This is a genomic window from Pandoraea oxalativorans (genome assembly GCF_000972785.3).
Taxonomy (GTDB): Bacteria; Pseudomonadota; Gammaproteobacteria; order Burkholderiales; family Burkholderiaceae; genus Pandoraea; species Pandoraea oxalativorans.
In genome coordinates this window covers 170,914-192,205 of record NZ_CP011518.2, presented here as the reverse complement: position 1 = coordinate 192,205, position 21,292 = coordinate 170,914, and the positions used below count along the sequence as shown (strand labels likewise).

Genomic DNA, 21,292 nt, shown 5'->3' with positions numbered 1-21,292 from the left:
GCGGTTCGCTCCCCCTGGAAACACCGTGTCGCGGGACGCCAAGCGGGTGAACGCCTAAGGCGCGGGCCCAAGATCACCAACGCCGTGCGGGTCGCGTCGTCGTGCGCGCGCCGGCGGCGGGCGGGACGAGACCCGCGCGAGGGGCGGCGAAGCAACGCCGGCGGAAAGCGGATGGCGGATGGCGGATAGCGGATAGCGGATAGCGGACGACAGGTTCAGGATGGGCCCGCCCATTCCGCCCATTCCGCCCATTCCGCCCATTCCGCCCATTCCGCCCGTTCCGCCCGTTCCCCCCTTGCCCCCGTGGCCGCTCAGGCGCCCCCGCGACGCAAAGGAGCCCGCACACCGGGCAAGCGCCGCAGCGCGTCACACGACGCTTCGCGGGCGACGACGGGGGCGCCGCGCCGCCTTGGCGCGCGGACGACGGCGTGTTGCAGACGGAGGCGACGACGCCTCACTGCCGTTGCGTGAGTCACACCGGCGGCCTCCGCCCGTCTCGAAGCGTGGGCGTCGGCCGGCGCGGGCCGACGTGACCCGAGTCGCCGAAAAACGCGCTCTGAATTCGGTACCGAAAACCCCGGCGGTTCACGACGCGGCGTCAGCACCGGACGCCCTTCACGTTCCACCGCGCTGCCCGCGGCCCTGCGGCTATCGCCCTGGTCGCCCGGCAAACCGGGCGCGTCCATGCTAAAGCGTGCGCCGGCGTCACAGCGACGTTCACCGTTCCATAAGCCGGGTATCGCGGCCTGTTTTCGACAGTAACCGCGCGCCGCATACGGTAAAAATCCTCAGCGATATCGCTTGATTTTAGGCCACCGGGGCGAAGCGGACGCCCCTGCTCCCCCCGGTACGTGCGCGCCCCCCACGCGAGAGGGCTGCGACGGCGCCCTCGATAAGCGATTCCACAATCGGCGGCCCGGCGTTGGCGACAGGCCCCCCAGGGGGCAACCTCATCGGGGCAAAGCCCGGCGGCGTGCGGCCCCAAAACCCGTGGTGCGGCACGAGGTCTGCCGGGCGGGTACCGGCGGCTCGGCCGGCACCGAACCCTCGGCACGCACTCGGCATGACGACGCGCCTGACGCTCGACGCGGGGACGCCGCCTCGCAAAACCGCGTCGGCCACGATCCCCGCAAACCGCGCGTCCATGCGATGCCGGGTGTGCGGCAGGTGCGTTCAGCGCATCGTGCGCCGAGCGGCGTCAGGGTTTTCAACTCACTTGCAGGGAGAAACATCGCATGCCACCCAGCACACGGATTCGCTCGTGGAACCGCACGCATACCAGCATTATTGAGCAGGTGCTGGTCCCTCAAACCGAAATCGCCGACCGCACCGAGCGTGAGGTTGCCGCGGACATGGCGGCACGATATTGGGCCGCGCCGGGCGATGAGCGCGCCCCGATCGCGCTAAGCGTGAATAGCGTGGCGCTTGACAGGCTGATCGACCCTCGCGTGGCGGTCGGCGAGCGCGGCGGCGCGCTGCTGCAGACGCTGATCGCGCAGATGGGCGACGCCTTTGAGAATGCCCGGGTGCGAACCGACCTCGCGCTCGTTCAGGCCCGGGATATCGCGGGCTTTCTGGCATGCCCGACGTTCCTGTCAGCGCATGAATTACTGGTCGCGCCGGATGCGACGCGGCGCAAGCACCGGCAGGCCATCGATGTGCACACCGACGGCAACACGGTGTGCATTCACATGACGACGACGTACACGGACAACGAAGCGCAGCCTGCCCCCAAGCCACGCACATCGTCGACCTGGCGGTGACGTTTACGAGCACGGGGAGCGGCGCGTCTGAGGGGCAACTCGAGGCGGAGCTGACCAGGGCCACGGTGCAAGTGGCCCGGCCGGACCAACGCCCGCTTCTGGTCGAGACGACGCAGCGGCATCTCGATGTGCCGGCCGCCGCGCCGGATGGCTGGGAGCGCCTGAAGCACGCGCTGGCCACCCTGTTTGGCGCCCGGGGTGTCAAATTCGTGGTGGGCGGGGTGAACGAGCTCACGGACCCGGCCGAGCTCGCCCGCCCGGCCGGCATCGACCTCCACCTCGATGATCCGATGGCTTGGTTCGTGCGCGCAGAGCAAGCGTATGGCCCGCGGCGCCATCGCGTGGCGCGCTACCGAACCGACAATGACGCTCACCGCGTGTACCGCGACCGTGCCCCGGTGGATGCCGAGACGCAGCAAAAAGTCACTGACCTGTGCGCGCATGCAATGGTCCAGAACCGGGCAAACAATTTGCGCGCCGGTCGCCTCTTACACATTGGCACTCCCTCCTTCACGTGCTGGGTGCCTCCGCTGGACGAGCGCACGTCGCCGCGGGCGACGCCGCTTCCCCCGTCCACCTACGGCGCCGGCAACGCGCACGTGCGCGAGCTCGCACGGCTCGCGGCGCAGGACAACGCGAGGCTGCAGGCGGAGATCCGTGCCATGCTAACGGGAGCCCTGTTCCCCGCCCCGCGCACGCCGCCCCTGGTCATTCAGGTCGACGGTGAGGACGTCATCAACGCGAGCCTGGCGAGCCTGGGCGAGGCCGGCGCCGCATTAAGCAATCTGGCACAGTTGGCGCTGCCCGAGGCAGCGGACCTGGCGCCCCTCCTCACCAAGTGGGCAAGGAAGCACCACTTATCGGCCCCCCCGCCGAACCAGATGACTTTCGAAGTGGCGAAAGAGGCCGTGTTCGGCCGCGCGATCGAGCTGATTCAGAGGTCGCTCCCCGCTGACGCGGCCCTGCGACGGCACGTGTTGGCCACGCTCGCTCGCGGGGAAGCCGCGATGCACCGGGTCAGCCGGAATAATGGTCTGCCGGTGTTTGAAAACCCGCGCCTTGAGCAACGCAAAATCATCCTCTTCGCCCGCCGGACATTCTGGCATCGGCTCGCCCATCGGGTCGATATCGCGTTTCACTCGTGGCAGCATACGCTCCACGATGACGCCCGGGTGCGCTTCGGCGCCGAGGCGCGCAACGTCTTCCCGGCGCATTCGCTCAGCACCGCGATGCTGTTGAGTAAGGCGTCATACAGCGTCACGAACCGCAACACCGAACTGAGGTCGGTACGGTATGAGGCGCAGCTCGCGCTGCCCCCCCTTTGCCTGAGGCCGCACAGCTTCAGCAACCGAACGGCGAGGAAGACGTATAGGATAACGACCGATCGACGCCTGCGCCTTTCAGGCGCGCGACGCGTGTGCGGCAATTCATTTATGTGGATGCCGGCGCGCCCCGGCAGGGACGCAAAATCGCGCCATGCCCGGCGGTGACAATCTCCGGCGCCGTGCCGGCGTGCCCGACACGCGTCGGTCCCACCGAGCCCTTTTCGCGCCCGCGCCGGGCTCCGGCCCGCGGCGCGGGGCCCACCACACCGCCGTCATCGACCCCGACACCGACGTCGACCCCGTCAGCGCCGGCCGCCGGCCGTTCACGCCGCTCACACGGCTTGATGCGCCGATTCGCCCCGTTCTCGATAGCTCCGACACTCTCGATAGCTCCGACACACGCGCGTGTCGTCTCGTTGCCGTCAATAGAGGTCCCGCTTGGAGGCGGCGCGGCCCGACGTTTGCTTGGTTTGCTTGTCATCTACCGGCGCGCCTGGGCGCCCCCCCTTGCCGTTGGCGCGTCGCGAGAACGCGGCGCGGTAATGGCCGCGGTTTTCCCGCAACGCACGCCAAGCCATCGTTGCGGCGACGTGCTCACCGTGGATGAAGCGTACGCGCAAATTTCTCAGGCCGTCATCGCACGGCACAGGGGACCGCCGGGCGGTGCACGAAACCGCCCCTCACGGTCGTTTAACGCGACACGGCCCGCACGACCGGGTGCGGTGGGGAAGCGGGGGAAGGGCCTCCCGCGCTTCGGGTCAATCTTCGGCTCAATCGGATCCGTCACGCGCACCGGCGCATGCGTCCCCTCGCTCGGCGCTTGCCGCAGTGGACGGCGCCGCTCGCGCGCGTCCTCCGCTGTCACCTTCGGGCCCATAAAACCTCGTCCGGCTGTGCAAATGTGCCGCGTCAACCGGGCCGTCACCCTGCCCGTTCGGCGCTGCCCGTTGTGCACCTCGGCCTCGCCACGTCCGCCGCGGCGCATGATTCGGGACGGACCACGGCGCTTGAGCGGCGTCGCCTTGTCGCTCACGGGTTGGGCGAGACTCTCACCGGCAAATTCCAGGCGGGCCCGCCGGCCGGACAACCCGCCGCAGAGCGACGGGCGTCAGCCTGCCGCCCTGACCTGTCGGCGAGCGGCCAAACCGACTTGCCCTCCGAGACAGGGGCCGCATCCCGCGGGGCGTGAGCGGCCGGCAATCCCCACCCCGGGTTGTCGAGGACCGGGTGGGGGCGAAGCGGGGGAAGGCCGGCCGTCGGTAACGGCGCGCACTTCAGGTGTTCACCCGAAGCCTGCCTGAAGGGTCATGCGGATAATCACAGCAAGACCCCCATGCCGCCTCATCGCCACGATGCGAGGCCACGGCAGACGCTGTGCCGCCCCCCGGGCGGGGGCGACGCGGGGCACGCGGCGCGCGCCCGGACGCGCGCTCGATACCTCGGACGGGGCCCGGGCGGGGAAGGATTCGCTTGGGTGGCCGGCGCGGGGATTGACGTGGGGATTGACGTAGGTTTTCAGCATTTTTTGAGCCCGGGGGCCGTGGTCGAAGGCGCTGGTTTGGGGCACATCAACAGGCACATTCGCCCGGTAACCAAGCATTGAGAACGAGGGGTGGCCGCGCCCCCTTGGCGTGCGGGGTTTGCGGAAAACCGAAAGACCGGTCGCTTTACGGTGAAATGGGGCTGTTTTCTTGGCCACAACGGCGTCATGGGCGCCGGGCGGCACCGATGCGGCTGTCCTCTCACGGGGCGTGCCGTGTGCGCCCCGGTTCGGCCGCGTCGACCTTCTCGTGCGCCGCGCACAGGAACCGATTGCGCATGATTGGCGCCCGGGCGGCGGAGCGTGCCGGACACACAAACTTAGGAGTGGGACATGGGTAGCATAGATGGGGCAAGTCCGCGGGGTTCCACGAGCGTGAGCGCGAATCACCCGGTGGCCGAGGTTGGCAACGTCCCGGTGGCGCTGACCGACACCGTCCTCCGAGAGGTGCTCGAGGGGGGAAAAACGCTTCACACCGAACTGGGTGGTTTGATGACTGCGTTGAAAGACCTGCCGGAGTTGCAAGACCGCCCGGATGTCGCGCGCCGTCTAGACGACTTAGAGCACTGTCGAACCCGACTGGCCGGGGAAACCGGAGACACGGGCACGCCAAGCGTTGAGGTGCTGTCGCAGACGGCGGTGGCATTAGAGGCGCTGGGTCGCGACATTGAGCATATGCAGGCTGTATTTACGCCGTGCGACTGGCGCAGGACACTCACTCACGTGGCCATCGTGATCTGTTTCACGCTCACGCTCACGGCGGCGCTGACGTTGGCGACCATGGGGTTGGCGGGTGCTATGGCGCCGGTATGGGCAAGCTTGGCCGCAGCGTCGGGTTTCGGCGGCGCCTACGGATTCCTGGCGCTGGAACGCCGGGTGATCGACCGCGAGTTTCGTCAAGACCAAGTGATGCGCCAACTGGAAACGATCGCGTCCGTTATGGACGGTGTGAACACGCTCGTCAACGACCAACGCGCCAAGGTCGGTGACAACACGATCGCCGACGTTGGCGCGGGCCCAAGCGACGACAAGACGCGCGATCCGTTGGCACGGTTCACGTCCGTTATCACGCATACAAACCAGTGCGTTAAAAACGGACGGGCCGCGGTAGGTGAGCAGACGATCGCCGACATTCGCGCGGGCCTACGTGACGCCCCGACGAGGGAGGCGTTCGACCGCCTGCTCGGCAAGGCGGACACGCCGGCCGGCGAGCATGCGATCGCCGGGGCACTGTCGAGCCATGAGTTAAACGAACCGGCGATGGGCGCCATTGTGCAGGCGCTTAAGTTCGGCGAACTCCGGTTCGGCGGGGACTCGGCAACGACGGGCCCCGAGCGGGTACGATGCGCGCTCGAGCAATTGGCTTCACCCGTAAAAAGAGGCCTCTTCGAGACGGATGAGTCTCTAAGGGCGTTGAGACAGTTGCAGACGTGCCTGGTACGGACATCAGTGTTGGATGGTCCGGCCGATGCCTTGTCGGGGTCGCGCGACGATGGGGCGCATCGACCGCTGAGACACCCACCGGGCATCCCGGTGGCGTAAGGGGGTGAGACGGGGGCCGGGCGCGAAGCGCGGCGCATGGCACGAGGCGCCATGCGGATCGTGCCCCCACGCATCGTCGCGCCGGACCGGCGGCGCAATGGTCCGGCGGCCCGGCGGCCCGCGCACTGCGCGCCTCACGTCCCACCGCACGTCCCACCTCACGTCGCGCCTCACGTCCCGCCTCACGCCCCACCTCATGTCCCGCCTCACGTCCCGCCTCACGTCCCACCTCATGTCCCGCCTCACGTTCCTCGTGGCGATGAAACGACGTCCGGAACGCGGAGGCGTCTGCAACGCCGCTCGCAAGACGCCCCGGGCCCGATGAGCCGGGATCGATACATTGGCTCGTGCGCGAGGCGCATGTGCGGGCCCCGCATCGCATTTGCGCTGGGCCCGCCCGAGATGTGATCCGGCGACGGTCCGGCGCCAGGAGGCGGGTGACAAGACGGCATAGGCCCGGGTGCCGGGCCGGCCACGGTCCATTGGGACGTCCCCTCCGTCTCAAAAAGGCGGACTCGGCCGGGCGGGCGCGATATCGGCCGAGACCGCCGTGGCGAGCGACTTCCCCGCAAATCGTTGACGGCGATCGCCGTAGCTCCGGCGCAATGCGTCGCAGACGAACGCCACCGGCCAAGCTTGGCGAGGTCACCTCACGCTCGCTACGTCACCTCACGCTCGCTAAGTCACCGGGTGTCCGGACGACGTATTCGTCGGCGCGGCGCGAAGCCGCCGGGTTGGCGAACCAACGAAGACGCCGTGGCAGGTGGCGTTGAAAAATTGTGGCCGCTGTCGCTCAGGGGGCTTCGCAGGGGCCGCGGCGCCCATAGACGCGCGCCGCGCTCATGCGTCATCGCGTCCTTGCGCCCTAGACGCTTCATCACAACCTCTCGGTTTTTATTCGCTGATTGATCGAGGGGTTGCCATGACGGGTGGGCTCCGCCCGCTCACCGAGGGGGGAGTCGCTAGACTCAGCGCAGGGGAAAGGACAGCGGGGCACGCCGGTCGGGTCGCGGAAGCACGGATAAAAAGCCCGCGTCCGGGCGCTCAGGCGGTCACCGCGGCGAAACGCGGGCCCCGGGTGGCGGTGTCGCGCGGCCGGCGAGCGTGCGACGGATCTCACCCGGGCGTCGCGCGGTCGGCGACCCCGCCTTGTCTGTCGGCGGTCTGTCGGCGGCCGGTCAAGTGAAGTCCTCAGGCCGCGTATAAAGGCTCGCTTTCATGCGAAAGCTGCTAAAACCATTCACGATCGCACGCGCGTGGTGGTCGATTCTCGCAACGTCAAAGGCGTGGATGCTCAGGCGCTCAACCGGGGACGCTCGGGTACCCCGCAGAATGTTTTCCAGGCCGTCGTTGGTGCAAGCGGTGCCGCTGATATTCACGTTAAATTCTTCAAGCGCTTTTGCGATGCGCCCGGCAATCGGCCCAAAATAGGCCGACGCCTCATCGTCAATCGCCTGCATGTGGGAAAAGTCAAGCGACAGCTTTTTCAGCGTTTCGGAGGCCGCCACCAGATGCTCGATGTGCTCAAACGACTGGGCACTCAGGCGTTTGCCCCTCGCGAAACTGAGCCACATTTGCCGCAAATTGGGCACTCTCGACACTTGGTAAAAGAAGGTGGCGACGCCAACATCCGAAAAGTTGTGGCCGGCGATGTCGAGCGCGAATGCGCCCAGTGCGTCGAGCTCCGTCAAGGATTGACCGAGCGCCGCGAGCGTCTCGTCATTGTCCGTGTACGCGGGACTTCTCATATAAATCACCAGCACTTCAAGCGCCGCTGCACTGCCTAACGACCTGAAAACTTCTTCCAGTCCCAACAGGGACTCCAGGCCGCTGCAGCCTGACAGGTCCAGCGACAGATCGCGCAGAGAGGCGGACTGCGATTCGATGAACTCCGCAATTTCGCGGAGCTGCGCCGGCGTGAGCTGACAGTGGGGCAGATCAAGGCGGATCTTCGTCCACGGCTCGGCCTTGTCGGGCAGTGCTCCCTGCTCGGCGAGCGTGCGCGTCGGGGTGAACCCCTCGCCCGCCGGCGCTGCGCCGACGCCGCCCGGCGCTGCGCCGACGCCGCCCGGCGCTGCCGTTCGGAGCGCGTCGGCGGGCGCCTGCCCCGTCTCGTTCGGATCATACGACGGTCCGACAGGGGCGTGGGTCTCGCTCGATTTAGTGCTCTGCATGATGCCGCTCCGAAAAACCTGCCATGGGTCGAAAATTAGGAATACGGGAGTGTTTGCCCGCCCGCTTGCGTCAGCGCCGCACAACCCGTGCGTCTTGCGGGGGTGCCGACGCGCCAAGGGACACCGCCCCGCCATCGGCGTGTGAAGCTGCGGCGCGCGCGCCGTACCCGCGCGCTCCACGGCCCTCGTCAGCCATCGCGCCCGGGGTTTGCCTGCTGCGCGCCGCGCCGGCGACTTCGCGCGCGGGCGGCTGCCGGTGCCGCACACAAGCCCAAACGGGCACGCCTCGGGCAGCGGGACGCCGTTCGATGCCGGGGATAAGGCAGAGCAAAAAGGCGGGACAAAACGGCAGGACAGAACGGGGACTGTCGTCCTTACAGCGTCGAGCCCGAACGGCGCCGGGGCGACGGCCGCGCCGCAGCGCTCGCTCGGCACGCGTCCGACCTGCGCGCGCGCTATCGCTCACCCCCGGGGGGGACAGGTGCCGGGCCACGCGTCGCCGCCGCGACCGACGACACGCCGTGAGTCGCTCGCTTCCTGCCGGCCCGCCGCGGGGCGGGCCGGCAGGTGATGCGACTTTGTACCCAAAGGCCGGCGGCCGTGCTTTCGAAATTGTGCGAAGACGCCCGCTTTCCGCAAATTCGCAGACTCGCGCCGTGGCGCGCGCCACCCGACCGGCCGGCGAGCGCGTTGTCTTGCTCGGACGCCCCCGGTGCGGCAGTTTTTTGTGTCGCGATGGTTTGAAGGTCGGGCCGGCCGCCAGGCCTGCGGACGGGGATGCCCACGGGGATGCCGGGCGCAAGCCGGCCCCTGAGGAAATAGGCTGACGCGGCCCCGATCACCTTGGCGCGCTCAGGGCGCTTTGGCAACGCGGGGCGGGGCGCGTCACGGTCTGAGCTGGGGTGTCATCACCGCATGATGACCGAGGCAATCGGTGCACGGGGGCTCGTGCTTGCCACCCGCGTGATGCCGCGGCGGATGACACAGTCGGCCTGACGGGGTCATCGGACTCGTGGTCACCGCGCGACTCCCGATCGCGAGCCGGCGGCGCCCGCACGATCCGTGCGTTCGTGTTGGCCGGCGCGCCACTCGCTACGTGGTGGTTGCGCCGCGCGCCGTCGTCGAGATCGCTCACCTTGCCGGTCCTCCCAGCGGTGGCGTGCCTGCATGTCGGCACCCGCCCCGGGGAGCGGCAACGTTCGCACCTCGGTGTCGCCGCTCTTGCTCAAGCCGAGTCGGCTATTTTTGGTTCATCGTGGATTGCCGGGGAAAGCTGCGCGGATGTTAAGGAAGAAATATTCCTCGTCGCGGTATCCGTAAGCGCGGCGCTTGATGACCTTGAGGGTGGTGTTGATGCCTTCAACGACGCGGGTGTTAAGCGGGGGTCGGCAGCGGGCCCGGATGCCGTGCCAATAGCCTTGCAGGCGCTGTGCAAATAGTTTCAGCGCAGCGATACCGCTGTGGTTGGCTTGAGTAATCCACTGTTCCCATGCCTTTTGCGCCCAAGCCGGCTTTCGGTAGAACCCCGGTCGCTTGAGTTCGTCGCGTAGCAAATAGGCGCACACCAGGGGCGGGTGGGCGTGCAGCGGTTCACTCAGATGTACGGACTGTTCCGGCCGTAGATTCCTTTGATTGCGCAAGAGCGGCCGGCGGCTTGATGTGAGGCCTTTGCGTGCCGGCCGGTTGTCTCGGAGCGGATTAGCCTGATCGACCCGGACCCGGTCGATCACTTCGCGTCCGTATTTGGCAATGACATGGAACAAGTCGTAGACGATGTCCGCTTGCGGACAGTTCGCCTTGATTTCCAACGCGTAGGCCGTTGGCATATCGATGGCAACAGCCTCGATACGCTCTGCAACGCCCTCGGGCGGCTGTTCAACGAGGGCCGGGCAGTTTCACGCGAACGGCCATGCCCGATCCATCGCACCTGCCGACGGAGCGGCTCGACCACCACCGTGGCGTAACGGTGGCCCTCGTGCGGCGCGAATTCGTCCATCGCCGGATATCGAACCTGCGTCCCATCCGGTTCGGCAATGCCGGCTCGCCGACTCGCTTTGTCGATCGCTTTGACGGTATGCGAATCCAAACCGTAGAACGCTGCAACGGCCTGGACATTGGTCGACTTGAGCAGAATTTCCCAGGCATTGGCAAAGCGTGCCATGACCCGCCGGCAGCGCCCGCGCCAGTCCAACGTCTCCGGCTTCGGCCCACCACGGTGCTCGCACCAAAGCCGACGACGCGGCACATGCAACACCACGCGATATTCAAACAACGGAAGATCCCGAACCCGGCGCCCCGTCGTCTCGTGGATCTGCGAGCGACGCTTGCCGCGTTGCTCGCACAGCATCACTCGGCTTGATGGCTTCAGATACAACGACAGTGTCCCACTGTCCTGTGAAGGCCCCTCCCCTCGCCCAACTCGGTATCCCGTCCGGCAACCGAGGGCTTGCAGCGCTTTTCATCTCGCAATTGCTCCCCCGAACCCCGTCTCTATGGGCGTCAGATCGTCAATTGCCTTGAAAACTTCCCCGGTTTTCCACGATGAACCGAAAAAAAGCGGGGTCCGTGGATCATGCTAAAAACTGACGCCGGTCAATTCTTTCGAGACCGGGCGCTGAAGCTCGATTTTGCGGTGCGCACAAAACCGTTCACCTCACCGAGCACGCGGCGCGGATGCGCGCAACGCACCGACACCGGCCGGCCAGCCGCCACATCGGCCGCCGGCCGGCGGAGGCGGCCAATCTTCGGGGACATACCACGACGAAAGAGAAGCCTTCGGTGCGCTCGCCGAGCGAGTAAGCGGCATTCATGTTGTCGCCGGTTTGAAGCACGACGCCGGCGCCTGCACCGACACGACGCAAGCGAGGGTTGCCCGGCGAAAGGCGGCCACCTCCGCCATCGCTCCGGCATTGATCGAGCGTGCCGAGAACGTGGGGCTGCCGGGCCCGTCAGGCGCGCACAAAACGCACCTCGCCTGTGCCTTGGCATCGGGCAATGCACGCCGGCATCAAAACGCGCGGCACGACGGGCGCCGACTGGATGATGCCCCGAGCGACTGCCAGGCCATAGAAGCGGTTGTGAGCGCTTTTTAACCGAGCCGTGGTCGGCCCCAAGTGGCGGGTCATCGCTGACATCGGCCATTTGCCGTTTGGACGAGAATCAGCCCACCCATTCTTTAACGTCGTGGCCAAGCGGTAGCAGCGCGACGCCCTCGTGCAGCCTCGTGAACCGGCGCTTACGCGGTGGGCCACCGCGTTTGCCGACGCACCGCCGCTGACGGCGGCGACGCGCGATCGACTGCCGCATCACGCCCGTATCGATCACACCCGTATCGTGCAGTTCACCGGCAAGAGCGACCGGCTGAAGGACAAACGCAACGCCGGGCAAACCACGCGAGCGGGCGCGAAAGCCCCGACGGGATACGCAGCGTCATTGCGCATCGAAAGTACTTAGGGCTCCATTCGTAATTCTTCCAAGTTTTCGTTTGCATCCCCGTCCATGCGTCGGCGAGCCAACGCGTGGAACAACGTCTCGATGCAGCGCGCCTTTAAGACCTTGAGCGCTGAGCAGGCCCGCGGTGTCGACACAGAGCCCGAGCGCAGGCAAGACGGGAGGCGGTGGACCGGATCGAAGGCTTTTACCATCGCCAACGCATCCATTCGTCGAACGGCAACCGCACACCGCACGCTCACGAAGCGATACGACCCGTGGCGTGAGCTGCGGTACGCAAAATTCAGGCAGGGTCATGCGAAAGGGGAAATGTATTTGGTGAAAACACACTGCAGGGTATCCTCGACGGGAGCCCCTTCGTGAGGGAGCTCGCGAATGAGAAACGTGACCTCCTGTCGCGCCAACCCGATGCTATAGCTCACGGTCGCTCGGATGATGCCGTTCGTAAGCGCGCGCAGGGTGAATGTCGGCCGCTGTCGCTGCGCCTGCTCGATAAAAGAGTCCGTGGTCCCGGCTGGTAGCATCGCGGTGTGGACCATCCCCGCCTCCGCCTCCCTCTCCCTCTCCGCCTCCCTCTCCCTCTCCGCCTCCGCCTCCCTCTCCCTCTGCGCCTCAGCCCCCGCCTCAGGTAGATCGAACGCCCGGCATATCGCCATAAACGTCGACGGGCGGGCGAGCTGGTCCAGCATCTCCCGTATATGGGGGGACGCGTCATGGTACAACCGCAGCGCAGCGAGGTTGCTCTGGGCGACCGCGGGTCCGGCCTGCCGCTCTCGCCCCGTTGGCGCCCAGAGGTTTTGGATGATGCGCTTTGGGATACCTTCTGGAGCCGCCGTAAAGTGAATGGGGTTCTCTTCCAGCCCCTCCAGCGCGAAGTCGACAGTGTCGCGATTAAACGACAGATAGAGGAAATTGTCCCGGCCCTCGTCCGTCACCACATCGCGCAAGCCTTCGAAGTCGGCGAGCCGGTCGCCTTCGGCGTGCGTCAGGCGCCACAGCATCCGCTCAGCCTCCTTCGTGACGCCGTTGTATTCAGGCGCCAGGCAACACAAATCCCGCACTTTTTCACACAAACTGCGCGGATCGCCTCGGAGCGTGGCGACTCGCTCAAGGTTTGGCGCGTCCTTGATGATTTGCGCCTCGGCCCAGTTGATGGAATCGTTATTTTCATACCGGATGCGAAGGACGATCTGGTCAGAGGAGACTGGAAAAAAAAACATGTTGGTTATCCTATTGAAGCAATTCGGCTACCTCAGGAGTTCTCCTGAGTTCTCAGGAGTCCTCAGGAGGCTGAGAGAGCCTCGGGGGCAAGGCGGGCTGCTGGCGCCGGATTTGCAAAGCGCCGCCATCCCCGTTTCGGTTGGGCCTGGTGCGCTACGCTGCAAGCCCTGCAGACAGGTCATTTTTATGCCGTGGCCCCACGCAACGCTTTCGGATTGGCACGGTTTCGTTCGATTATTGAACGGCGGTTTGTCAACCGGCGCGCTCGCGCGGGGCGTTGCCGCGCCGGCAGCGGCATGCCCCCGGCCGTTGCTGACCGTGTCGCGTTAAGGGCGTTGAGACCGCGCTGAACCTGAGTGGATCAGGACGATCGACATTGTGAGGGCGTAGCCATTGTCCGGCTGCCGTCGAGGCGACGCCATCACCACACCTGCGCGCCTTGCGAGTCATGTGCATCGCCGCGATCGTGGCCGGGACGATCCGGCACAACAGAAAGTGCCGCAGGCGAATCGGCCGGCGATTGCCGCCGAACCGCTTGCGCCGTTCGGTAAAGGTTCGATAACGGCCCAAGCGATCCATGCCGCGACCATGGCGCGTGAGAAGGCGCTGATCGCGCCGCGCGTGCGCGGGCGGCGCGACGAATCACCCTCTGAGCTATGTGTCCGGCGCTGCCACGCGTGCCACCGTCGCGAATCGGCGCAACGGGCAAAGGAGCCAAGTCGGCCCAATTCGCATTGAGATGCCGCGCGACCGTAATGACCTGCCCGGCGGCTTCGGGGCCATCCTGATTCCGACCCGCGAATGCCGCTTCGCCGGCCTCGACGGCAAAATCGTCGCCAGGTAGGCCCGCGGCAGGGCGCTGCGTGAGATCCGGGGGTCACTGCCTGGCAGTCCCGGCCCCGCGAGCCGGTGGATCCGCCGGTGTGCTTCGACGCGCTGCGGGCAAAGATTCGCGAACACGCCGAGGTGCATAACACGGCGCGCCATCTGGCACCGGGGGGCTTGCCTGACGGCTCGCGCGCCCCCCCTGCGCCTGTGGCTCGCGCGCACCGAAGGTGCCTAGTCTCGATAAAGGTGCTCAACGCGCTGAAAACGCGAGGGATGCACGACGTCCTGATCGCCGTGACCGTTGGCCTCAAAGCCATGCCGGCATCGCCGGCCGCCGTGATTGGCGCAACGACGCGGCAAACCGGCATCGTCCATCGGCTCCGTAATCGCCTCGATGCCGCGAGTGGGAAGGGTCGCACGGGGCCGGCGGCTGCGATCAAACCGCTCCGGTCTGCATCGTCCTCAGAGCCGAGGCCGCTCAAACCGCATTGGACGCGCGCATTGAACGCGTTGACCGACGGGCCATGCAGGCCAGGAATTCCCAACGGTGAGCGCGTCGTGGCGCAACGCCGCAGATCGCGTGATGCGGTCAGTGGCGTTTGCCCCGGACGTGCGCAAGGTTAGCTACACTACGAACGCCCTTGAACATCGCCCTGCGCATCAGCGCAAGATCATCAACACGCGAGCTCACTTCCCGAGCGATGCTGCAGCGCCGAAACGCATTGGGCGGGCGATGGGCAATATCGCCGCGGATGGGGGCGTGCAGCCAAGGCGGTGACAGCGCCCGGCAATCCATTCGCTATCCTTAACGCCGATCGTTGCGTGCGACCGTGCGTGTGATGCCTCGCCCGCCTTGCACACGGAATTTCCCACGCCCTCGCCCGAGGCCGTGTCGATGCACACCCGCTCCGGTCGGTCGTGTTCCCGTTGCGCCGCCGGGGACGGGACGAGATGGCTGACGTGGCGATCGCGGATGCGCCGAGCGTGCAAGATGCGCTGCGGGGACGGTGGTGTGCGACGCCAGTCGATCATCCTCAGGGGCATGCGCGCAGCAGAGCCCAAGGCAGTGCGATGCGCATCGCATGGGAATAAACCATGCTGACGCGCGCTGCGGTCGGGTGCCCGCGCATAGGACGTGGCATAGGACGTGGCATAGGACGTGGCATAGGACTTGGTATCGGACTTGGCATCGACCCTGCCATGGCCATTCACTCATGAAGGAGACACGCCCATGTTCGTCGTGCCATGGATCGCCATTTTCCCCGCCGCGCTGGCGCTATGGTGGCCCGCGGCTCGGTGGTTGAGTCTGGGGCTGCTCTCGATCGGCTATGGCGCGGCGCTGGCGGGTGGGCAGATGGATGCCTGGGCCTTGTTGCCGATCACGGGCCTGTTCGCGGCCGCCTATGCGGTGTCGCCCCGGCGCCCACGGTATTTGCGCGGCCTCGGGCACGCGGTATTCGTGGGGCTCGCCATCGCGCTCAGCCTGCATTGGCTCCCGGGCTTTCATAATCCCCGCGTGATCGGCCCCGAACGCTTCACCGCCGATGCGGTGCCATTTACGATGTACCTCAATCTGGACAAGCCCCTGGCGGGCTTCTGGTTGCTGCTGGTGCTACCGTGGATTCGGCGCCCGCAAGTCGGGTGGGGATCGCTGCGGGTGGGGCTCGGTGCCCTGGTGATGACCCTCGTGAGCTGTGGGCTGATGGCGGTGCTGCTCGGGCTGGTCAAGTGGGCACCGAAATGGCCGTCCGTCAGTGGGCTCTGGCTGCTCAATAATCTGCTGCTCGTCTCGCTGGTCGAAGAAGCGCTGTTCCGCGGCTACCTGCAGGGCGGTCTGCGCCGTTGGCTCGGAGCGCAACCTTACGCAGACGAAATCGCCCTTGGCGTCGCGGCGACCGTGTTCGGTCTCGCGCATGTCGCCGGGGGGTGGCCCTGGAGGGGGTTCGCCATGGTGGCGGGCCTCGGCTACGGCTGGGCCTACCGCGGCGGAGGGCTGGCCGCGGCGGTGCTCGCGCACGGGGGGCTGAACGTGGCGCACTTCTTCCTCTTCACCTATCCGATGCTCGCCGCGACCCGGCCCGGGTGACGGAGCGCACGCGACCCGCCCCCCGCGGGCGTTAGAGCAACGGGGTCGCGCGCGCTGTCCGATCGCGAGGCGGCGCCGTCGCGTGATCAGCCATTGGGCCACGGCCGCGGCCTCGGCGGGCGGGGTCGATCGTGCCGTGCCTGCCGCGGGGTTCCCCCGATGGCCCCTCCCGTCGCCGAAATCGGAAAGTTTGCGCGCGATCCCGGAAGCGCGCCGCCCGCAGGACGGTTACGCTGCGGCTGTCACGACCCTTGTCCCCTTGCCGGGAACCCGGGCGTGGCGGCCACGCCCGGCCACGGCCTCGGGTCGTGGGTGAGGGTCATACCCGCGTGTCGCGTGTAGTGGCGCGTCGACGCCGCCCGACAAGGGCGAGCCTCTGCGGCGGTCCCACCCTCAAGCCCACCGGCCCCCGCGCCGCCATGCGCCCCCCGCGCACGCGTCCCGCTTGTCGAGCGCCAAGGGGGCTTTCGATGACACGATCAGCGCGCGGTCCGCCGGCGCCGATCACCGCCCTCCCCCCGCACCGCGGGGGTTGCGGCGTCGCACGCACCGGCCGGCGGGATGCCCCACGGTGCTTCGCCTTGAACACTATCGGCATGTTGCGGGACGCTGCGCTTCTGAGGCGGACCTGATGCCGGGAGAACCGCTCCATGAAATTTCTGCGTGCCCTCCTGACTTGGGACTTTTGGTTCGACTTACCCGTGATCACCCACTGCAGCCACTGTGACGGGAGTAATCACAAGCTGATCAGCGAACTCTCGTCGAGTCCGCCCGAACCATGGGTATGCGGGCACTGTGGTGAGACGTATCCGGTGTCGGCGGACACGCTCCATCACGCCATTACCGCGCTCTTCAGCGGTTACTTTGGCTATTAGGCCACGGGGAACGTGCCGCCGCCCCACTGGCTGTGGCGATCGACGCAAAGCCCGTACGCGCCTGCGGGTTCGCCCTGCTGACGAGGGTTGCGCCTCGATCCGTGAACGCCCCCCGGGCGCTGCGCCAGAAGGTTTGCGACAGAAGGTTTGCGACAGAGGGATTGCGACGGGCGGCGCGACGACACGCGGATCATTCGACCACCGCCGTGCGTGCTCAACGCACGAGCTTGACCGCCCCAAAGGGCGCGGGTTCGCGCCGTGGGGGCAACGGCCAACGGCGTCGCACGCCGTTGTCGCGGCGGATCCCGCGCGAGCGGTGTGCAAGACCTCTGCGTCTTGAGGAGAAAATGTCGGCGTGACGCGATGACCGGTGGACACGCGGGCCGACCGCTGCCGACAGCCCGCCTTCGACCCTGCGTCCCTGCGCCCTGCGTCCCTTTGAGCGCGAGCGATTGCCTGACCGGCCCTCGCGCCCTGCTCGGCATGCGGCGATAGCGCCACGCCATGCACCGGCTCCAGGCCCGCGCGTGCACTGAGGTGAAGCGCTGCCATGGGCGAGCCGACTTAACGCCTCACATCGGAGTCTTCCCCACCCGCTCCACCGCCCGCGACAGCCCGTGCTTTTTGCCATCGATCGTCACGCCCCCTCGTCAAGATGCCGTGTGTCGCTTTGTCGCTGTGTCGCTGGGTCGCCGCGCCCCGCGGACGTCGATTGCACCGCTTGAATACGCCCGGCGAGGGCGAGAGGAAGGTGACGTTGCACGCGTCGGACGGCCGCGCGCCATGCCATGCGCGGGAATGGCAGGTGCGGGGCGTTCCTTGGTGTTTTTTAAACTTCGTTGGCCGATTTGATGCTGAGCCACTGGCCCCACCGGCACCATCGAGCCCGTCGAGCCCATCGAGCGATGAGGCAGCCATAGGCGGCGAGGCTCGGGGTGGCGGGGGCAGCCGCGCCACCCCCGGCCGTCATCGCGGCCGAGGGCACCGGTTTGCTTGAGACTCGGCCGGTCACGCTCGATAGGCCAACGCCCGCGCCAACGTGACAGCACCCCCGGCGCGCCCCGGGCTTCGCTTCGGCGCACCTTCGTTATCGCGACAGAACCAACGCTCTCACGTGCCGCCCGCGCCGCTCGGCATGTGCGTCTGAACCCGTCGAACCCTTAGGGCAGTGCGTCTGGGAATTCCCGCAAAAGTTGTTGGAGCCGGTTGACCAGTGGGGTGTTCTCCACCCCGCCTGGTTGGTTCTGATCGACCTTGGTGGTGTGCGCCCCCATGGCCTGCGCGAGCTGCTCAAACAGCTTGGACTGAGCCTCCGCTCTGGCGTAGGCGAGCTTTTTGGCCTCCTTGGCCTCCTGGGCCTGTTGGGGCTGATCGGCCAGTCGAAACCTTTCCTGCGCGTCGGCGTAAATATGCCCTGCCCGGGCGTATTTACCCTGTGCCGCGAAGTCCTGTGCCGCGGTCATCTGCCGCTGGGCGACGCGCACGTGGCACGCCTGGGCCAGACGCAAGAGCAGCCCGGCCTGCACCGGTTGCCCCGCCCGCTGATGCATCCATGCGAGGGACTCGTAGCTCTTTGCCGCCTCGGCGTCTTGGCCGCTTTTAGCGAAGTCGACCGCCGTACGGTACAGTAGCCGATGAATGTCGGCTGCACGGGCTCGGTCTTCGGCGTATTTAGCATTATGGGCGTCGATGTCGGCCCGCTCGGCACCATGGCTCCCCTTATGAACGTCTTGCCGTGCGAGCAAGCCTTGCTTGACCTTGGTGTAGAGGGCCGCGGCTTTTTGGTACTGCAGCCCGCAATCCAAGGCGTGTGCGGCCCTCAGATCGGCGTCGAGGGCCTTCGCGGTCTGCCCCCTGTCGGTGTAGCGGGCGGATGCCGCGGCGAAGGCCTTGGCGGCGTCCTGCAGGGTGGCCTGGAGGGCCTCGACGTCGTCGAGTGTGACATGGTGCTCGAACGTTAAGCGACCGATCTTCATGTAAATAGGAGCCGCCGCCTCGGGCTGATCGGCCAACGCCTGAGCGCGTTCCCACAGCAGGCTGAGCTTCGTCTCGACGTGTTGATTTTGTTGATTTGCCTGCGCTTGCGCGAGCGTCGCCAGTCGGTCCAGCTCTTTCACCGTCGCCTCGGAGCCCGGCACCTGCGCGTAGGCGAGCTTGGCCGTGGCGTAATCGCTTACGGCCAACGCCCAACGCCGGTCGAGCACGTGCGCGTCCGCGTCTCGATGGCACACTTGGGCGGTCAAACACAACCGACCCGAATCCCCCAGTTGGGCAAAAATCCCCTGGGGGGCTGCGTCGGTGGCCAGGGTGCGTCGGAGCTCCTCATTGCCGGTGGGCGAGAGGTGTGCCGCGACGATCGCTTGGGCGGCCTGCCAGGCATCCGGAATCGCGTCCGGAGCGGCCTGCCGCGCCGCGGCGTACCGGTGTAGGATGAGGCTTGCGAAGGCGCCGGCGACCCGGGGGTCGCCGTCCACGGTCGAGGCCCACTCGGGCTGCCGCTCCAGGGCCTCGGTCAGTTCCCGATGCATCGCGAGCACCTGTGCGTCATTACCGAAATCCAGGTCGTGCGGCACGGCCGGCAGGCCTGGCGGCGCGGTGTGCACCTCGACGTCCTGGCGTGGGGCAACGTTCTTGGGGGGACGTAAGACGTTGTGAAGCATTAGAAAACTCCTATGGCAAACCTGGGGGAGGTCAGAGGGGGACAGGCGGCCCGGGGCCGCTAACGGGAGTCTGAGCGTAGGCGACGCCGTCGGTGGCGGGCATCGGGTCAACACCTGAAGTTATGATCGGTGCGCCCGCGGGGCGGCCGGGAGCGGCTTGCACTTTCGTCAGCGCGCTCGGTCGGAGTGCGAGCGCACACGACAGCGCGTTGATCGCGTTGAACGCGTTGATCGAGCGATGCGCAACAGCTTGGCAATGTCCTGACGACTCGCCTGCCCTACATCCACCGGTGGATAGCGATGCTTGAGCCGCGCCGGCGCGCGCTAACGCCCGCGGCCGGACTTCGTGCCGTGCGCCTGAGCGGCGGCGCGGCGCACGGCCGGTGCGCTCACCGGTCAGGCGGCGCTCGCATTCGGCCGGGCCCGCGACCACCGTTCACACCCTGCGTGTCGTCCCACCGCTCGGCGAGACTGCGGGCGAGCGCGCCGGATACGCGTGATCGGCTCGGCGAAAATCCGGTCGCCCCGGCCGCGCGTGGCGGCGCCTGCTGATTCTTCAGATCCGGGTCGCGCGTCGCGCGCCTGGCCGATCCCCAATGCATGGGTTCTCACCTCACCCGTGGCATTGACCGGGGGCGCTCGCATCCGTCACGGGCACGGCGGAAGGGGCCGCTTCGTCGTGATGCGCCCAAAGGGCTCGCATAGCGGCGAAGCGATCATCGAAGCCGCCGAGTTGCCGGCAATCGCTATCGGTCTGTTCGTCGTAGGGCATGCGGATACTTGCATGCCACTTGCCGTCAAAGCGCAGGTCGTGACCTCCGACGCACGCCGCCGTTTCCAGCGCACGCCGCGCGGCGTGGCGGCGTCGCATCGGGAAGCCGTTGCCGGCGGTGGACGGGTGGCGGCCGTTGTGCTGCACGAAGCACTCGCCGTCATCGGGCGGCACCCGGGCGTTGTGATCGATCGACATCGTGGCTCCTGTAAGGGCGTCGTGATGGCGCAGACCGCACGGCACGCCCGCTGCCGTGCGTCATGGGGCGAATCATCGTCGCCCGTTAACAATTTCAAGTCGATGGGTGGCTTCATCGCAGCGCTCACCGGCACTCGATATCACTCGATATCACTCGATATCACTCGATATCACTCGAGCGCGCGAGGCGTTGCCGACGGTCAGCGCGGTGTTGCATAACGAAGGGGTTGTGCACCGCGGTGCGTTCGAGCGGAACAAACATCCGGGTCTCCGACCGTGAACCGAGTTCCGCGGGATCCCCGTTCTCGGCGACCCGACTGCTGACGGAGTGCGCAGTTAAGCGCTCAAGCTCGACAGACCAACCCCTGCTTATAGGGTAACGGCGACGCATCGTCGTCGACTTGCCCCCCTCCTCGCCGGGACGACTATGCGGCGCATCGCCGCTTCCGCCCCGTTCGCGTTCCGCGGTTTCCCACCAGCCCGAAGGCTCGGCCGAAGTTTGAAGCAACCAAAAATCTCCCCGGGGTCGGTGCTCGTCTCGGTGCTCGCGATCTCGGGAGGCGGGCAGGACCGACACACGACCATCGCTCTCGCCGACCTTCGGGAGGCACCGCGCACGCAAGAGGAGTGCGGCAGGCGGGGCTCGCGTGCATCGCTCGGCGTCTCGCGCCGAGGCCGCAAAGGAAGGGGGCCGGTGAGCGGGCGGCGTCGAGGACGGCGAGTCAAATGCCGGCCCCGATCAGCGACCGGGAGTTTGCGACACGGGAACCGGGCACCGTTCATAACGCCCTCGGTAAACGAAAGTGTGAATGTGCGAATGCGCGGAAAGTCGGTTGGCGCAACGTCCTTTGCGCGGGC

The 21,292-nt window shown here is 67.0% G+C and carries 11 protein-coding genes and 2 pseudogenes; 9 read left to right on the top strand and 4 right to left on the bottom strand.

The features are described 5' to 3' along the window. The first annotated feature begins 1,235 nt into the window (after positions 1-1,235). The 3 genes from MB84_RS25520 to MB84_RS25500 all read left to right on the top strand — a co-directional run bounded on the left by MB84_RS25520 (position 1,236) and on the right by MB84_RS25500 (position 6,170). Entirely contained in the window at positions 1,236-1,763 is a 528-nt protein-coding gene (locus MB84_RS25520; protein ID WP_052654469.1) for a hypothetical protein, read from the top strand. Then, positions 1,760-3,253: a hypothetical protein gene (locus tag MB84_RS25515; RefSeq protein ID WP_052654467.1), complete on the top strand. Its 1,494-nt coding sequence runs from the start codon at positions 1,760-1,762 to the stop codon at positions 3,251-3,253. The genes MB84_RS25520 and MB84_RS25515 overlap by 4 nt, the downstream gene beginning before the upstream one ends. A 1,750-nt stretch (positions 3,254-5,003) precedes the next feature. Beyond that, complete coding sequence (locus MB84_RS25500) at positions 5,004-6,170, top strand: hypothetical protein (RefSeq protein WP_157122989.1); 1,167 nt, start codon at positions 5,004-5,006, stop codon at positions 6,168-6,170. Positions 6,171-7,348: 1,178 nt separating this feature from the next. On the opposite strand, the gene MB84_RS25495 is transcribed toward MB84_RS25500, so the two are convergent. Together MB84_RS25495 and MB84_RS25490 are read right to left on the bottom strand one after the other, a co-directional pair. Then, positions 7,349-8,344 carry a hypothetical protein gene (locus MB84_RS25495; RefSeq protein WP_052654460.1) on the bottom strand — a complete coding sequence of 332 codons (996 nt, stop codon included), beginning with the start codon at positions 8,342-8,344 and terminating at the stop codon, positions 7,349-7,351. 1,250 nt (positions 8,345-9,594) lie between these two features. Further along, positions 9,595-10,796: pseudogene (locus tag MB84_RS25490) on the bottom strand (ISL3 family transposase). A 175-nt stretch (positions 10,797-10,971) separates the two neighbouring features. On the opposite strand from MB84_RS25490, the gene MB84_RS31820 reads away from it, so the two are divergent. Together MB84_RS31820 and MB84_RS31515 are read left to right on the top strand one after the other, a co-directional pair. Beyond that, positions 10,972-11,436 (top strand): ATP-binding protein, encoded by a 465-nt coding sequence (locus MB84_RS31820; RefSeq protein WP_425415931.1) that lies wholly within the window; start codon positions 10,972-10,974, stop codon positions 11,434-11,436. Between the two features lie 121 nt (positions 11,437-11,557). Then, on the top strand, positions 11,558-11,797 hold the full coding sequence (locus MB84_RS31515; protein WP_052654456.1) for a P-loop NTPase family protein: 240 nt from the start codon (positions 11,558-11,560) through the stop codon (positions 11,795-11,797). 290 nt (positions 11,798-12,087) lie between these two features. Here the strand turns inward: MB84_RS31515 and MB84_RS25470 are convergent, their stop codons facing one another. Further along, a complete protein-coding gene (locus tag MB84_RS25470; protein WP_052654452.1) occupies positions 12,088-13,014 on the bottom strand; it encodes a hypothetical protein in 927 nt (308 codons plus the stop codon). Positions 13,015-13,897: 883 nt separating this feature from the next. Here MB84_RS25470 and MB84_RS31815 point away from each other — a divergent pair. From MB84_RS31815 to MB84_RS25460, 3 genes and pseudogenes are all read left to right on the top strand, one after another. Beyond that, positions 13,898-14,467 (top strand): annotated as a pseudogene (locus MB84_RS31815) (transposase); the annotation flags it as partial. Beyond that, positions 14,427-14,621, top strand: a complete 195-nt coding sequence (locus tag MB84_RS31810) for a hypothetical protein (RefSeq protein WP_425415932.1) — start codon at positions 14,427-14,429, stop codon at positions 14,619-14,621. The pseudogene MB84_RS31815 and the gene MB84_RS31810, both read left to right, overlap by 41 nt. Before the next feature lie 453 nt (positions 14,622-15,074). Further along, entirely contained in the window at positions 15,075-15,929 is an 855-nt protein-coding gene (locus tag MB84_RS25460) for a CPBP family intramembrane glutamic endopeptidase (RefSeq protein ID WP_052654450.1), read from the top strand. Positions 15,930-17,964: 2,035 nt separating this feature from the next. Here MB84_RS25460 and MB84_RS25455 read toward each other — a convergent pair. Beyond that, complete coding sequence (locus MB84_RS25455; protein ID WP_052654448.1) at positions 17,965-19,464, bottom strand: hypothetical protein; 1,500 nt, start codon at positions 19,462-19,464, stop codon at positions 17,965-17,967. 679 nt (positions 19,465-20,143) lie between these two features. On the opposite strand from MB84_RS25455, the gene MB84_RS30810 reads away from it, so the two are divergent. Continuing rightward, positions 20,144-20,653: a hypothetical protein gene (locus MB84_RS30810; RefSeq protein WP_157122987.1), complete on the top strand. Its 510-nt coding sequence runs from the start codon at positions 20,144-20,146 to the stop codon at positions 20,651-20,653. The last annotated feature ends 639 nt before the right edge of the window (positions 20,654-21,292 follow it).

Excerpts from the sequence above, each read along its gene's own strand:
- MB84_RS25520 (WP_052654469.1), top strand. The coding sequence starts at position 1,236 with ATGCCACCCAGCACACGGATTCGCTCGTGGAACCGCACGCATACCAGC.
- MB84_RS25495 (WP_052654460.1), bottom strand. The coding sequence starts at position 8,344 with ATGCAGAGCACTAAATCGAGCGAGACCCACGCCCCTGTCGGACCGTCG.
- MB84_RS25470 (WP_052654452.1), bottom strand. The coding sequence starts at position 13,014 with ATGTTTTTTTTTCCAGTCTCCTCTGACCAGATCGTCCTTCGCATCCGG.
- MB84_RS31810 (WP_425415932.1), top strand. The coding sequence starts at position 14,427 with ATGCGGTCAGTGGCGTTTGCCCCGGACGTGCGCAAGGTTAGCTACACT.
- MB84_RS25460 (WP_052654450.1), top strand. The coding sequence starts at position 15,075 with ATGTTCGTCGTGCCATGGATCGCCATTTTCCCCGCCGCGCTGGCGCTA.
- MB84_RS25455 (WP_052654448.1), bottom strand. The coding sequence starts at position 19,464 with ATGCTTCACAACGTCTTACGTCCCCCCAAGAACGTTGCCCCACGCCAG.